This window comes from Pseudomonas allokribbensis (assembly GCF_014863605.1).
Taxonomy (GTDB): domain Bacteria; phylum Pseudomonadota; class Gammaproteobacteria; order Pseudomonadales; family Pseudomonadaceae; genus Aquipseudomonas; species Aquipseudomonas allokribbensis.
Genome location: NZ_CP062252.1, coordinates 4041259 through 4055125, shown reverse-complemented (window position 1 = coordinate 4055125; position 13867 = coordinate 4041259). Strand labels below are relative to the sequence as shown.

Below are 13867 nucleotides of genomic sequence, written 5' to 3'. Positions count from 1 at the left end.
TGCATCACTCCACAAACAGGGTCGCGGGTTGTTCGATCAGGCCACGAATGGCCTGGATGAAGAGCGCCGCGTCCATGCCGTCGACCACGCGGTGATCGAAGGAGCTGGAGAGGTTCATCATCTTGCGGATCACCACCTGGCCTTTGACGACCATCGGGCGTTCGACGATTTTGTTCACACCGACGATCGCCACTTCCGGCAGGTTCAGCACCGGGGTGCTGACGATGCCGCCGAGGGCGCCGAGGCTGGTCAGGGTGATGGTCGAGCCGGACAGTTCATCGCGGCTGGCCTTGCCATTGCGGGCGGCGTTGGCCAGGCGGGAAATTTCTGCCGCGCTGTCCCACAGGCTGCGCGCCTCGGCGTGACGCACCACCGGCACCATCAGGCCGACATCGCTTTGGGTGGCGACGCCGACATGCACCGCGCCGAGGCGGGTGATGACCTGGGCTTCGTCGTCGTAGCGGGCGTTCATCTGCGGGAAGTCGCGCAGGGCGACGACCAAGGCACGCACGAGGAACGGCAGCAAGGTCAGCTTGCCACGGCTGGCGCCGTGTTTTTCGTTCAGGTGGGCGCGCAGTTCTTCAATCGCGGTGACGTCGATTTCCTCGACATAACTGAAGTGCGCGGCACGCTGAGTGGCGTCCTGCATGCGCTGGGCAATCTTGCGGCGCATGCCGATCACTTGAATCTGTTCTTCATCGTTACGCTGGGCGTAAGCGGCGGCGACAGGTGCTGAAGCGTTCGACTGACCTTGCGCCAGATAGGCGTCGAGGTCTTCGTGCAACACACGGCCGGCCGGGCCTGAACCGCGCACCAGACGCAACTGAATGCCCAGATCCAGCGCATGTTTGCGCACGGCCGGCGAGGCCAGCGGGCGCTCATCGGCTTCGCGGGCGACCATCGGGCCCTGGCAAACCGGAGCCGTACGTGGCGCGGCGGGTTTGCTTTCAACGACAGCTTCAACTTTTGCTGCGACAGGTGCTTCTTTCGCCGCAACAGGCGCCGGTTTGTCGGACTCCTTCAGATTGCCAGCGCCTTCCACTTCGATGCTGATCAGAATACTGCCGACCGCCATCACTTCACCCGGCTGACCGCCGAGTGCAATCACCTTGCCGTGCACCGGCGACGGAATGTCGACCATCGCCTTGTCGGTCATCACATCCGCCAGCACCTGGTCTTCAACGACCAGATCGCCGACCTTGACGTGCCACTGCGACAGTTCTACTTCTGCGATGCCTTCGCCGATGTCCGGCATCTTGATAACGTGCGTGCCCATTCAGACCTCCATGACCCGTTTCAGCGCCGCGCCCACTCGGGACGGCCCAGGGAAATACGCCCACTCTTGCGCGTGCGGGTAGGGGGTGTCCCAACCGGTGACGCGCTCGATCGGCGCTTCCAGGTGGTGGAAGCAATGCTCTTGCACCAGCGACACCAGTTCGGCGCCGAAACCGCAGGTGCGGGTGGCTTCGTGAACCACGACGCAACGGCCGGTTTTCTTCACGGATTTGACGATGGTTTCCAGGTCCAGCGGCCACAGGCTACGCAGGTCGATGACTTCAGCATCAACGCCGGATTCTTCGGCGGCGAATTGCGACACGTACACGGTGGTGCCGTAGGTCAGCACGGTTACGTCCTTGCCCGGACGGGCGATGGCGGCGACGTCCAGCGGCACGGTGTAGTAGCCGTCAGGCACCTGCGCGGCCGGGTGTTTCGACCATGGGGTTACCGGACGTTCGTGATGGCCGTCGAACGGGCCGTTGTACAGGCGTTTGGGTTCGAGGAAGATCACCGGGTCATCGTTTTCGATGGAGGCGATCAGCAGGCCCTTGGCGTCATACGGGTTGGACGGCATGACGGTGCGCAGGCCGCAGACCTGGGTGAACAGGGCTTCGATGCTCTGGCTGTGGGTCTGACCACCGTAGATGCCGCCACCGCAAGGCATGCGCAGGGTCATCGGCGCAGTGAATTCGCCGGCCGAGCGATAACGCAGGCGTGCCGCCTCGGAAATGATCTGGTCGTAGGCTGGGTAGACGTAGTCGGCGAACTGGATTTCCACCACCGGACGCAGACCGTAGGCGCCCATGCCTACGGCGGTCCCGACAATGCCGCTCTCGGAGATCGGTGCGTCGAACACCCGCGAGGTGCCGTACTTGGCCTGCAGGCCTTCGGTGCAACGGAACACGCCGCCGAAGTAGCCGACGTCCTGGCCGAACACCACAACGTTGTCGTCACGCTCAAGCATCACATCCATGGCCGAGCGCAGGGCCTGGATCATGGTCATGGTGGTCGTGGTCATGGCGGTTTCCAACTGAATATTGTTGTTGTGATCGTTCATGTCAGATCCCCAACTGCTGACGCTGGCGCTTCAAGTGCTCCGGCATCTCTTTGTAGACGTCTTCGAACATGGTCGCGGCGCTTGGAATCTGGCCGCCGGCGAGGGTGCCGTACTGTTCGGCCTGTTTCTGCGCGGCGATCACTTCGGCTTCGAGCTCGGCGCTGACGGCGGCGTGCTCTTCTTCCGACCAGTGGCCGACCTTGATCAAGTGCTGTTTCAGGCGGGCAATCGGGTCGCCCAGCGGGAAGTGGCTCCAGTCGTCGGCAGGCCGGTATTTGGACGGATCGTCGGAGGTCGAGTGCGGGCCGGCGCGGTAGGTGACCCACTCGATCATGGTCGGGCCGAGGCCGCGGCGGGCGCGTTCAGCTGCCCAGGCGGAGGCGGCGTAGACCGCGTAGAAATCGTTGCCATCAACCCGCAGCGAGGCGATGCCGCAACCCACTCCACGCCCGGCGAAGGTGGTGGCTTCACCACCGGCGATGGCCTGGAAGGTCGAGATCGCCCACTGGTTGTTGACCACGTTGAGAATCACTGGTGCACGGTAAACGTGAGCGAAGGTGAGGGCAGTGTGGAAGTCCGACTCGGCGGTGGCGCCGTCGCCGATCCAGGCCGAGGCGATTTTGGTGTCGCCCTTGATCGCCGAGGCCATGCCCCAGCCCACGCCCTGAATGAACTGGGTCGCGAGGTTGCCGGAAATGGTGAAGAAACCGGCGTCCTTGACCGAGTACATGATCGGCAGCTGACGGCCCTTGAGCGGATCGCGCTCGTTGGACAGCAGTTGGCAGATCAGGTCGACCAGCGGTACGTCGCGGGCCATCAGGATGCTTTGCTGGCGGTAGGTCGGGAAGCACATGTCGTCGATGTTCAAGGCCAGGGCCTGAGCGCTGCCGATGGCTTCTTCGCCAAGGCTTTGCATGTAGAACGACATTTTTTTCTGACGCTGGGCGACCACCATGCGGTTGTCGTAGATCCGGGTCTTGAGCATGGCGCGCATGCCTTTGCGCAGGATCTCGACCGGCACGTTTTCGGCCCATGGACCGAGAGCATTGCCCTGGTCGTCGAGCACACGGATCAGGCCACGGGCCAGGTCTGCGGTGTCGGCGGGTTCAACGTCGATGGAAGGTTTGCGCACCGTGCCGGCATCGGTCAGATGCAGGTAGGAGAAATCGGTTTTGCAGCCTGGGCGGCCCGAGGGTTCAGGGACGTGCAGACGCAGCGGTTCATACGCTTGGGTCATGGCTTCTACGCTCGATCTTGTGAATTTCTTGTAGTGAGCTGGCAGTCATTCTTCGATAAAAGAAATCTTGTCCTACAACAATCATAGGCCCGGGCAAGAAGAATATTTCTCTCTGTTTCGTTGCACTGGAGATCATTTGCAGATAGAAATTCTGCATAAACATAAAAAACAGGTGGTTTTGTCTCATGCGCAAACTGGACCGTACCGACATCGGCATTCTCAACAGCCTTCAAGAGAACGCGCGCATCACCAATGCCGACCTGGCCCGTTCGGTCAATCTGTCGCCGACACCGTGCTTCAACCGGGTCAAGGCGATGGAAGAACTGGGGCTGATCCGAGAGCAGGTGACCCTGCTCGATGCCGACCTGCTCGGGCTGCACGTGAACGTGTTCATTCACGTGAGCCTGGAGAAGCAGGTGGAGGAAGCGCTGCAGCATTTCGAAGAAGCGATTTCCGACCGCCCGGAGGTCATGGAGTGCTACCTGATGGCCGGCGACCCGGACTATCTGATCCGGGTGCTGGTGCCGACCATTCAGTCGCTTGAGCGGTTCATGATGGACTTCCTGACCAAGGTACCGGGGGTGGCCAACATTCGGTCAAGCTTTGCGCTCAAGCAGGTGCGCTACAAGACCGCTTTGCCGTTGCCGGCGAACGGTCTGACCCTCGGCAACTGATCGCTGGTCGGATTACAGGCGGTCATATCGATAATTCAGCTCCGTCGTATGGATCGCCTGCCCAACCGTGAATGTTTGTGCCCAGGGGGCGAGTTCATTCTCCGGGTGGAAGACCAGCGTAGTTTCATTCATCGCATCAGGATCGCCTTCACTGGACGTAAATGCCGGGAGGCGCGGATGTTGTTGCTTCCAGCGCTCCCACAGCAAATCCATGTAGCAGTGATGCAGGAAGAAGACCGGATCATTCGGGGACGCCGCGTGTAGCATGTTGCCACCGACCCAGGCGTGAACCGGGTTGTGCAATTCTCTTTCCGCCACGTTTTCCCAACCTGCTGGCTCCAGCCAGTAGGGCGTCCTGTTGAGGGCAGAGATGACGGCGTCTTCCGACGGCAAGGCGCCTTCTGCGCCCAGGTTTCGAAGCAGGCCGGTGTTTTCCGGTGCCTCGTCCCACACAGTGATTTCGAACCGGGATTGCTCCCGGGAAAACGGGCCGGTGGTGACGCGCTGCTCCAGCGTATTGTCGCCGTTTCCCCCCATGAAGTCGGAGGTGAAGGGGTTGTCGGCACCACTGAGTTGCCAGTTCCAGTAGGGCAAGGTGATGCCCGGATTGTTGGCAGCGGCTTGCAGGGCGAGTTCGAACTGGCGAATCAGAATCCTGTGCCAGGGAAAGAACAGGGGACTGCCGTGCGGATTGGGGACCAGCGGGTTGCCCCGGCCCATCGAATTCTTGTGGATCTGGACAAAGTCGTCGTAGCGGTTCTGCTGGCCGGGCCGCAGCACGCTGTCGACATTGTTTTTCAGCCTCAGAACCGCGTCGATGAAAGCGGATTTCTCATCCCGGGACAGATCCCGGTGGTTGCGGCGAATATCCATATTGCAAAAACTCCATTGGTTGATTGCCCAATGAAGTCTGCCTGCTGGCCGGAATTAAACCAGTTCATGGTTATCGACGCGTGATGTGGGAAAAGCTTCCCCCATCACGCCCTGTGCAGTTTTTTCTTATAGCGCATTGATTGGAATCTTCAGGTACGTCACGCCATTGCTTTCAGCCGGCGGCAGATTCCCGGCCCGCACATTGACCTGGATCGCCGGCAACAGCAGGGTCGGCATGCCCAACCCCGCATCACGTTTGGTGCGCATTTCGACAAAAGCGTTTTCGTCGATGCCGTCATGCACATGGATATTGCTTTTACGCTGTTCGCCAACGGTGGTCTGGCACTGTGAGGCGCGACCTGCGGGTGGGTAGTCGTGGCAGACGTAGAGCTTCACGCTGGCGGGGAAGGCCAGCAGTTTGTGGATCGAATTGAACAGTTGATTCGCGTTGCCGCCAGGGAAGTCGCAACGGGCGGTGCCGACGTCGGGCATGAACAGCGTGTCGCCGACCAGGATCTGTTCGCCGTCGATCAAGTAGGCCATGTCCGCCGGGGTGTGGCCGGGGACGTGCAGGGCGGTGGCCTTGAGAATGCCAATCCTGAATGACTCGTTTGGCGCGAACAGGTGATCGAATTGCGAACCATCGACGCGAAATTCCGGTTCCAGGTTGAACAGCGCCTTGAACACGTTTTGCACTTTGCTGATCGATTCGCCAATCGCGATCTTGCCGCCCAGTTCACGACGCAGATAAGGCGCGGCGGACAGGTGGTCGGCGTGGGCGTGGGTTTCCAGCAGCCACTGCACTTGCAGCTTATGGGCGCGAACAAAGGCAATGATCTTGTCGGCCTGGGCCGTGCAGGTGCGACCGGCGGCGCCGTCGTAATCAAGCACCGGATCGACGATTGCGCATTGCCCGCCATCGGCCTCGTAGACCACATAGCTGTAGGTCGAAGAGGCGGGGTCTAGGAAAGCTTCAATCAGCGCGGGCATGGACACGGTCCTGTGCAGGAGGTGGAAAGTCAGGGTTGCAACACTTTATGTAAAAACATAATGTTCGCAGCTTAAGTGACGTTGAAGGCATCCTGCAAATGCAATCCAGTCTGACCGAATGTGAAGTCGCCCAACTGCGGGCCTCGGCCTCCAAGGCCTGTTCGCTGCTCAAGGCCTTGGCCAACGAGGATCGGTTGTTGATCCTGTGCCAGTTGACCCAGGGCGAACGCAACGTCGGCGAGCTGGAGAAAATGACCGGCGTGCGTCAGCCGACCCTGTCCCAGCAATTGGGCATCCTGCGTGATGAAGGGCTGGTCGCGACCCGTCGTGAAGGCAAGTACATTTTCTACGGTCTCGCCAGTCATGAAGTCATCCAGGTGATGAAAACACTGTCCGGACTCTACTGCGGAGCCGTGCTCAAAAGCTGGGCGCAATAGACCCGGCTATCCTTGCGTGCAGCAATAAGGAACAAGCAATGAACGATCAACACTGGGGCCCATCCATCAGTGCGGACATCGTGGTCATCGGCGGGGGCACTGCCGGCATCGGTTTTGTCGCCAGCCTGCTCAAACGTGACCCGCACCTGAATATCACGGTGATCGAACCGAGTGCCCAGCATTACTACCAACCGGCCTGGACGCTGGTCGGCGGTGGCGCCTACGACGCCAAAGACACCGCCCGACCGATGATCAAGGTAATGCCGCGTCAGGCCACATGGATTCAGGCGCCGGTGACCGGCATCGACCCCGACCAGCGCCGTCTCACCCTCAACGATCAACGCACCGTCACCTATCAGAACCTGATCGTCTGCCCCGGCCTGCGCCTGGCGTGGGAGAAGATCGAAGGCCTGCAGGAAAGCCTCGGTCAGCACGGCGTCACCTCCAACTACAGCTATCAGCACGCGCAATACACCTGGGATCAGGTGCAGAAACTGCGCGGCGGCAAAGCGCTGTTCACTCAGCCGCCGATCCCGATCAAGTGTGCCGGCGCGCCGCAAAAGGCGCTGTACCTGTCCTGCGATCACTGGCTCAAGCGCAACGTGCTGAACAACATCGAAGTGGAATTCAACCTGGCTGGCGCTGCGCTGTTCGGCGTGGCGACCTTCGTGCCGCCGCTGATGAAATACATCGAAAAATACAACGCACGGCTGGCGTTCAATTCCAATCTGGTGAAGGTCGACGGCCCGGCGAAAACCGCCTGGTTCGACGTCAAGGACGCGGACGGCAACGTCACCCGTCAGGCGAAAACCTTTGACTTGCTGCACGTGGTGCCGCCGCAGGTTTCGCCGGACTTCATCGCGCAGAGTCCGCTGGCCGACGCCGCCGGCTGGTGTGAGGTCAACCCGCACACGCTGCAACATCCGCGTTATCCCGAAGTGTTTGCGCTGGGCGATATCTGCGGCACCACCAATGCGAAAACTGCGGCGGCAGTGCGCAAGCAGGTCGTGGTGGTGGCGGAAAACGTGCTGGCGTTGCGCAAGGAGCTGGCGCTGCCGCTGAAGTACGACGGCTACGGCTCCTGCCCGCTGACGGTGGAGAAGGGCAAGGTGATCCTCGCCGAGTTCGGCTATGGCGGTAAGTTGCTGCCGACCTTTCCCCTCGACCCGACCGTGCCGCGCCGTTCTGCATGGTGGCTGAAGGCGACCCTGCTGCCGTGGTTCTACTGGCACGGCATGCTCAAGGGCCGCGAGTGGCTGACGAGCCTGTCCAAAGTCGACTGAGAACACTCTATGTTGCTGGCAAGTCTGTTTGGCGTGTTGATGGGGTTGATCCTCGGTCTGACCGGGGCCGGCGGCGGGATTCTCGCGGTGCCGGCGCTGGTGCTCGGGCTGGGCTGGACGATGACGCAAGCGGCGCCGGTGGCGTTGTTCGCCGTCGGCAGCGCGGCGGCGGTCGGTGCCATCGACGGTCTGCGCCATGGTCTGGTGCGTTATCGCGCGGCGCTGTTGATTGCGGCACTTGGCGCGGTGTTTTCGCCGGTGGGCATCTACTTCGCCCATCAGTTGCCGGAAAAGATCCTGATGATCCTGTTCAGCCTGCTGATGGTGATGGTGGCGTGGCGCATGCTGCGCCGTGAACGCCAGGAGCCGGGCCCGAGCGATCATGGCCACGCCAGTTGGGGGCAGAAGAACTGCATGCTCAACGAACAGACCGGTCGTTTCGACTGGACCGCCAAATGCACCGCGACCCTCGCGGCGCTGGGTGCTGTCACCGGCGTGGTGTCCGGATTGTTGGGCGTTGGCGGCGGGTTTCTGATCGTGCCGGCGTTCAAGCAACTGACCGATGTGCAGATGCGCGGGATCGTCGCCACGTCCTTGATGGTCATCAGCCTGATTTCCGCGATTGGCGTGATCGGCGCGTTCCATGCCGGGGTGCGGATCGATCATTTGGGTGCGGCATTCATCGTGGCCAGCATCGTAGGCATGATCGTCGGCCGCAAACTTTGCGCGCGGGTACCGGCTCGGGCGTTGCAGGTGGGGTTTGCCAGTGTGTGCCTGGTGGTCGCGGCTTACATGCTGCTGCGGGCCTGAGTCGTTGCAGTGAAAAAATCGCAGCGTCAGGCTGCGATTTTTTTGTCACTGGTTGTACGCCGCCTCGGTGTTGTCGATCAGCGGGTTTTTCTCGGTCAGCACCACCTGGGCAATCTGATCCTTGCGCATGAATGTCACCTTCGGATGCGATTGCGCGTAACGGATAAAGCGTTCCATCGCCTCGACCATCGCCGGCGTGCCGCCGATGCGGTCGTGCAGACTCACCGACATCATCCGCCGCTTGCTCGCGCCTTCGGCGTAGAGGCGATCGAATTCCAGCACCAGTTGCTGATAGAACTGCTCGGCGGAGAAGTGCCGGCCCTCGATCAATACGATGTCGTTGTTGCGCAGGGTGTAAGGCACCACGGCGAATTTGCGCCCACGAACCATCGTAACGAAGGGTTCGTCGCGGCTGACGTCGTCGATGTGGTAGGTGAAATTCAGATCCTGCAGCACCTTCAACGTGTTGGGACTGCGCCGCAGCCAGTTGGCGTTGTAGCCGACCGAGCGCTGGCCGGTGATTTTTTCCACGGCAGCGACGCCGTCGCCGATGAACTGTTTTTCCTGGGCGTAGTTCATGTTGTACGAGTCGGCCCAGCGCATGCCATGGGCTGCCAGTTCGTGGCCGCGCTCGGCGATCGCCTTGGCCAGTTCCGGATGCTTGAGCGCCGCTTCGCCGACCACGTGGGAGGTGACCTTGATGCCGGTGCGATCCCACAGATCGAGCATTCGCCACAGGCCTTCCTTGTAGCCGTAATCGAACCAGGTTTGCGCGGGCAGGTCCGGATAACCTTTTGGCAGCGGTGTGCCGGAGAACGGACTTTCAGCGCCCTCGGGCTGGCCGCCGGTTTCAAATTGCATCGACACCGAAATCACCAGCTGCGAGCCATCCGGCCAGGGTCGTTCCTGGGCGAAGGCGAGGGCGGGCAGCAACAGGGCGGCTGCCAGCAGGTTTTTCAGCAGACGCGGGGAGCGTTGCCAGCGGGAAGTGGTCATAACGGGCACCTTGCAGGTTGAGAAGTGCTGCAAGGTTGGCATTCGCTACGCTTGGGAAAAATCCGCTGCGTGCGAGATGACCTTTAAACGAAATTTACGAATCCCGGCGACCCCGGCACACTGAAGCCATCTTCGGCACAAGGCCTTTCAATGAATCAATACGCCCCGCGCGACTGGCAGCCCCACGAGAAGCCCAGTCTGCCCGGTTCCCCCTCGACGCCGCTGCACTCCAACCCCAGGCGCCTGGCCTATGCGCTGGTGGGGTTGCTGGTGGCGCTGACCGGTGGCTTGGGCAATTCGCTGGTGGTCGCCAACCTGCCTTACCTGCAAGGCGCGATCGGCACGACCACGGCCGAAATGGCCTGGTTGCCGGCGGCGTATGTAATGACCAACGTGTCGATGAACCTGTTGCTGGTGAAGTTTCGCCAGCAGTTCGGTTTGCGGGCGTTCACCGAGGTGTTCCTGGTTTTGTATGCGCTGGTGACCTTCGGCCATTTGTTCGTCAATGACCTGAGCTCGGCGATTGCGGTGCGTGCCGCTCACGGCATGGTCGGTGCGGCGTTGAGCTCGCTGGGCCTGTATTACATGGTGCAGGCGTTCCCGGCCAAATGGCGGATGAAGGCACTGGTGCTGGGGCTTGGCACTTCGCAATTGGCGTTGCCGCTGGCCCGGTTGTTTTCCGAAGACTTGCTACAGATCGCCGAATGGCGCGGCCTGTACCTGTTCGAATTGGGCATGGCGCTGCTGTCGCTCGGCTGCGTGTTGATGCTCAAGCTGCCGCCGGGTGACCGCTTCAAGACTTTCGAACCCCTCGACTTTCTCACCTTCGCCATCCTCGCCAGTGGCGTGGCCTTGCTGTGCGCGGTGCTGTCCCTAGGGCGGATCGACTGGTGGCTCGAAGCACAATGGATCGGCATTGCCCTGGCCGCATCGATTGCCTTGATCCTCGCGGGGCTGGCCATCGAACACAACCGCAGCAACCCGATGCTGATGACCCGCTGGCTCGGCAGCGGGGTGATGATCCGCCTCGCACTGGCGGTGATCCTGATTCGCATGGTGACCTCGGAGCAATCCACCGGCGCAGTGGGTTTCATGCAAAACCTGAACATGAGCAGCCAGCAGTTGCACAGCCTCTACGTGGTGATGCTGATCGGCAGCGTCGCCGGGCTGCTGACCAGTGCGCTGACCATCGACCCAAAGCACCTGCTGATGCCGCTGATTGTGTCGCTGGCGTTGATGGCCACCGGTTCGATCATCGACAGCTCCTCGAACAACCTGACCCGCCCCGAAAACCTCTATTTCAGCCAGTTCCTGCTGGCGTTCGGCAGCACCTTTTTCCTCGGCCCGACCATGGTTCTCGGCACGCGCAACGTGCTGACCAATCCGCGTAATTTGGTGAGTTTTTCGGTGTTGTTCGGGATCTGCAACAACCTCGGCGGCCTGATCGGCGCAGCGTTGCTGGGGACGTTCCAGATCGTGCGCGAGAAATTTCATTCCAGCCATATCGTCGAGCAACTGGTGCTGTCCGATCCGTTGGTGGCTGCCCGGGTGCAGAGCGGTGGTTCCGCGGTTGGCTCCGTGATCACGGACCCGAGCCTGCGCAACCTGCAAGGCATTCGCAGCCTGGCCAACGCCGCCACCCGCGAAGCCAACGTGCTGGCCTATAACGATGTGTTCATGCTGATTGCGGTGATCGCGATCCTCACCATGATCTGGATTTCCCTCCGTGCGCTGTGGCTGATCAGCACCACCAAAGCCGTCGCCCCGACACCTTCCGTACCTTCCAGCGGTGCCACTTCTTCATGACCGAACCGACTACCACGACCACCAATGCCATCGCTGCCACCCCTGAAGGTGTAGCGCCGCCGTCATCACCGAACACCGAACCGCGCTCGTTGCGGGTGCGGATCATCTCGTCGCTGGGCTTTGCCGCGATTGCCATCGTCGGTGTGCTGATCGTGCTCTACGCCTGGCAGTTGCCGCCGTTCAGCAGCGCGGTCGAGACCACTGAAAACGCCCTGGTGCGGGGGCAGGTGACGATCATCGGTCCGCAGCTCAGTGGTTATGTGTTTGAAGTACCGGTGCAGGACTTCCAGTTTGTGAAGGAAGGCGATTTGCTGGTGCGTCTCGATGACCGCATTTATCAGCAGCGTCTCGATCAGTCGCTGGCGCAACTGGCGGTGCAGAAAGCTTCGCTGGCTAACGTCGTGCAGCAGCGCAACAGCGCCGAAGCGACGATCAAGTTGCGGCAGGCGGTGGTGGCTGATAGCGAGGCGCAGTTACGCAAAAGTGAGGCTGACCTGCGACGCAACACGGCGTTGGTCAATGACGGCTCCGTCTCCAAGCGTGAGATGGACGTGGCGCTGGCCGCCAATGCGCAGGGCATCGCGTCGGTGGCGCAGGCCAAGGCCAACCTGGAGATCGCCCGGCAGGATCTGCAAACGGTGATCGTCAATCGCGGCTCGCTGGAAGCGGCGGTAGCGAGCGCCGAGGCAGCGGTGCAACTGGCGCGGATCGATTTGTCCAACACCCGGATCATCGCCCCGCGCGACGGCCAGCTCGGGCAGATCGGTGTGCGCCTCGGCGCCTATGTCAATTCCGGGGCGCAGTTGATGGCACTGGTGCCGGACCAGAAGTGGGTGATCGCCAACATGAAAGAAACCCAGATGGACAACGTGCGGGTCGGGCAACCGGTGACCTTCACTGTGGATGGCTTGAACCACCGCAAGTTCACGGGTCATGTGCAGCACATCTCGCCGGGCACCGGTTCGGAATTTGCGTTGTTGCAGGCCGACAACGCCACCGGCAACTTCGTGAAAATCGCTCAGCGGGTGCCAGTGCGCATCACCATCGATCCGGGGCAGCAGGAGAGCGAGCGGCTGCGGCCGGGGATGTCGGTGGTGGTCAGCATCGATACGGCGGCGGGCGATACCCAGAAACACTGACCTCAGGCAGCGATCATCGGCGGCAGGGTGCCGAGCACGGACACGGCCGCCACGGCACCGATCCCCAGCAACCATTCGAGCATGACACTGCGCTTGAGGGTGTCGATCCGTTGTTCGCAAACGCTGATGCGCAAGCGGTTGAACAGCGCCAGTGCGAGCATGCCGAACACCAGCAATGCCTTGATCAGCAGGATCAGGGCGAATCCCGAAAACAACGGCGTCGGCCACCATTGGCCGGTGAGGACGCGCACGTTGATCAGTCCGGTCATCAACAGACCGGCGACCAGCACGTAACCGAGCCCACTGAACCGTTGCAGGACCTCACGAACCGTTTCGCCGGACTGGCGCAGGATCATCACCAGCATCAGCAACCCACCGAGCCAGGCGCCGACGCAGGTCAGGTGTATCACTTGATTGAGGATCAGCATCTGGCCGCTGAAGCCGTCGAGCATCGCCCCGTGACCGACCGGGGCGAGGGTCATCAGCAGCAACGCGCTCAGGCCCAGCCGCAATGGTTGGCTCGATCGCCACGGGGTAAACAGCAACGCCAATAGCAGTGCATTGATCAGCAGATGCCAGCGCCAGACCTGACCGAAAAACGTGTGACCCAGCACCAATTCGACGGTGTCCGGATCGAACGCCGCAGCGGCCGAACCGGCCATGCTCGCGGTGATCAGCAACGCCCAGGCAACGCCGCTGACCAGCGCAATCGCTGCCAGCCAACGGGCCAGCCGCGCCATGTGTCGATCCAGCGCCGGCGCTTCACCCTTGAGCAGCAGCGGCCGGAACAGCCAGGCCCCGAACAGCATCAATACCACGATGAAATGCAGGAACCGGCACAACACCAGCGCTTCACTCATGAATTACTGGCCAACCTTGAACTGATAGGCGCCTTCGCTCTTGTGCGTATCGACCGACACCGCATGCCATTCGACCTTGTATTCGCCAGCAGTCAATGGTGCTTCGGGGGTGACGATCAGGGTTTTCTTGTCGCCTTCGGTGGTCAGCGGCTTGACCTTCACTGGCGCGCCATCGTGGGTCACGATGACTTTGGTGAAGTTGGCTTCGACGCCTTCGGAAAACACCAGGCGCAGATCCGCAGGCGCGGCGACGGTGCTGTCGGCGGCCGGGGTCTGGCTTTTCAGATGTGCGTGGGCGAACGCCTGGGAAGTGATGACCAGCGAGGCGAGCAGCGCGCCGGCGGTGAACAGGTTTTTCAGCTTCATGGGCAATCCCTTTTCAGTGAGTGACGGCGGACAGTATAGGGTGTGCCGTGCACGTTGCCTT

Annotated in this window: 14 protein-coding genes; 6 read left to right on the top strand and 8 right to left on the bottom strand. The window is 61.4% G+C overall.

Annotated elements, in window-relative coordinates; translation table 11 throughout:
• Positions 1 to 4: 4 nt before the first annotated feature.
• Genes IF199_RS18420 through IF199_RS18410 form a run of 3 tightly spaced genes read right to left on the bottom strand, consistent with a single transcriptional unit; the run spans position 5 to position 3572 of the window.
• A complete protein-coding gene (locus tag IF199_RS18420) occupies positions 5 to 1276 on the bottom strand; it encodes a dihydrolipoamide acetyltransferase family protein (RefSeq protein ID WP_096822556.1) in 1272 nt (423 codons plus the stop codon).
• Entirely contained in the window at positions 1277 to 2335 is a 1059-nt protein-coding gene (locus tag IF199_RS18415) for an alpha-ketoacid dehydrogenase subunit beta (protein ID WP_192558332.1), read from the bottom strand. It lies immediately after the preceding gene.
• Position 2336: 1 nt separating this feature from the next.
• On the bottom strand, positions 2337 to 3572 hold the full coding sequence (locus IF199_RS18410; protein ID WP_007965287.1) for a 3-methyl-2-oxobutanoate dehydrogenase (2-methylpropanoyl-transferring) subunit alpha: 1236 nt from the start codon (positions 3570 to 3572) through the stop codon (positions 2337 to 2339).
• A 185-nt stretch (positions 3573 to 3757) separates the two neighbouring features.
• Here IF199_RS18410 and bkdR point away from each other — a divergent pair, with 185 nt between their 5' ends.
• Positions 3758 to 4246 carry a Bkd operon transcriptional regulator BkdR gene (gene bkdR, locus IF199_RS18405; RefSeq protein ID WP_007915088.1) on the top strand — a complete coding sequence of 163 codons (489 nt, stop codon included), beginning with the start codon at positions 3758 to 3760 and terminating at the stop codon, positions 4244 to 4246.
• 12 nt (positions 4247 to 4258) lie between these two features.
• Here the strand turns inward: bkdR and IF199_RS18400 are convergent, their stop codons facing one another.
• A complete protein-coding gene (locus IF199_RS18400) occupies positions 4259 to 5119 on the bottom strand; it encodes a tyrosinase family protein (RefSeq protein WP_192558331.1) in 861 nt (286 codons plus the stop codon).
• Between the two features lie 126 nt (positions 5120 to 5245).
• Entirely contained in the window at positions 5246 to 6109 is an 864-nt protein-coding gene (locus IF199_RS18395; protein ID WP_192558330.1) for an MBL fold metallo-hydrolase, read from the bottom strand.
• Positions 6110 to 6207: 98 nt separating this feature from the next.
• Between IF199_RS18395 and IF199_RS18390 the strand changes: the two genes are divergently transcribed.
• Genes IF199_RS18390 through IF199_RS18380 form a run of 3 tightly spaced genes read left to right on the top strand, consistent with a single transcriptional unit; the run spans position 6208 to position 8639 of the window.
• Positions 6208 to 6546: an ArsR/SmtB family transcription factor gene (locus IF199_RS18390; RefSeq protein WP_007952897.1), complete on the top strand. Its 339-nt coding sequence runs from the start codon at positions 6208 to 6210 to the stop codon at positions 6544 to 6546.
• Positions 6547 to 6584: 38 nt separating this feature from the next.
• The gene (locus tag IF199_RS18385; protein WP_192558329.1) at positions 6585 to 7829 is read left to right on the top strand and encodes an NAD(P)/FAD-dependent oxidoreductase; all 1245 of its coding nucleotides are present in this window, start codon (positions 6585 to 6587) and stop codon (positions 7827 to 7829) included.
• Positions 7830 to 7838: 9 nt separating this feature from the next.
• Entirely contained in the window at positions 7839 to 8639 is an 801-nt protein-coding gene (locus IF199_RS18380) for a sulfite exporter TauE/SafE family protein (protein ID WP_096822551.1), read from the top strand.
• Between the two features lie 45 nt (positions 8640 to 8684).
• Here the strand turns inward: IF199_RS18380 and IF199_RS18375 are convergent, their stop codons facing one another.
• Positions 8685 to 9635, bottom strand: coding sequence for a polysaccharide deacetylase family protein (locus IF199_RS18375; protein WP_192558328.1), 951 nt, complete (start codon positions 9633 to 9635; stop codon positions 8685 to 8687).
• Between the two features lie 150 nt (positions 9636 to 9785).
• On the opposite strand from IF199_RS18375, the gene IF199_RS18370 reads away from it, so the two are divergent.
• Positions 9786 to 11441, top strand: a complete 1656-nt coding sequence (locus tag IF199_RS18370) for an MFS transporter (RefSeq protein WP_192558327.1) — start codon at positions 9786 to 9788, stop codon at positions 11439 to 11441.
• Complete coding sequence (locus IF199_RS18365) at positions 11438 to 12580, top strand: HlyD family secretion protein (protein ID WP_192558326.1); 1143 nt, start codon at positions 11438 to 11440, stop codon at positions 12578 to 12580. The genes IF199_RS18370 and IF199_RS18365 overlap by 4 nt, the downstream gene beginning before the upstream one ends.
• A 2-nt stretch (positions 12581 to 12582) precedes the next feature.
• Here IF199_RS18365 and copD read toward each other — a convergent pair whose 3' ends face one another.
• Both copD and copC read right to left on the bottom strand, forming a co-directional pair.
• Complete coding sequence (gene copD / locus IF199_RS18360) at positions 12583 to 13440, bottom strand: copper homeostasis membrane protein CopD (protein ID WP_192558325.1); 858 nt, start codon at positions 13438 to 13440, stop codon at positions 12583 to 12585.
• 3 nt (positions 13441 to 13443) lie between these two features.
• Positions 13444 to 13806: a copper homeostasis periplasmic binding protein CopC gene (gene copC / locus IF199_RS18355; protein ID WP_192558324.1), complete on the bottom strand. Its 363-nt coding sequence runs from the start codon at positions 13804 to 13806 to the stop codon at positions 13444 to 13446.
• Between the last annotated feature and the right edge of the window lie 61 nt (positions 13807 to 13867).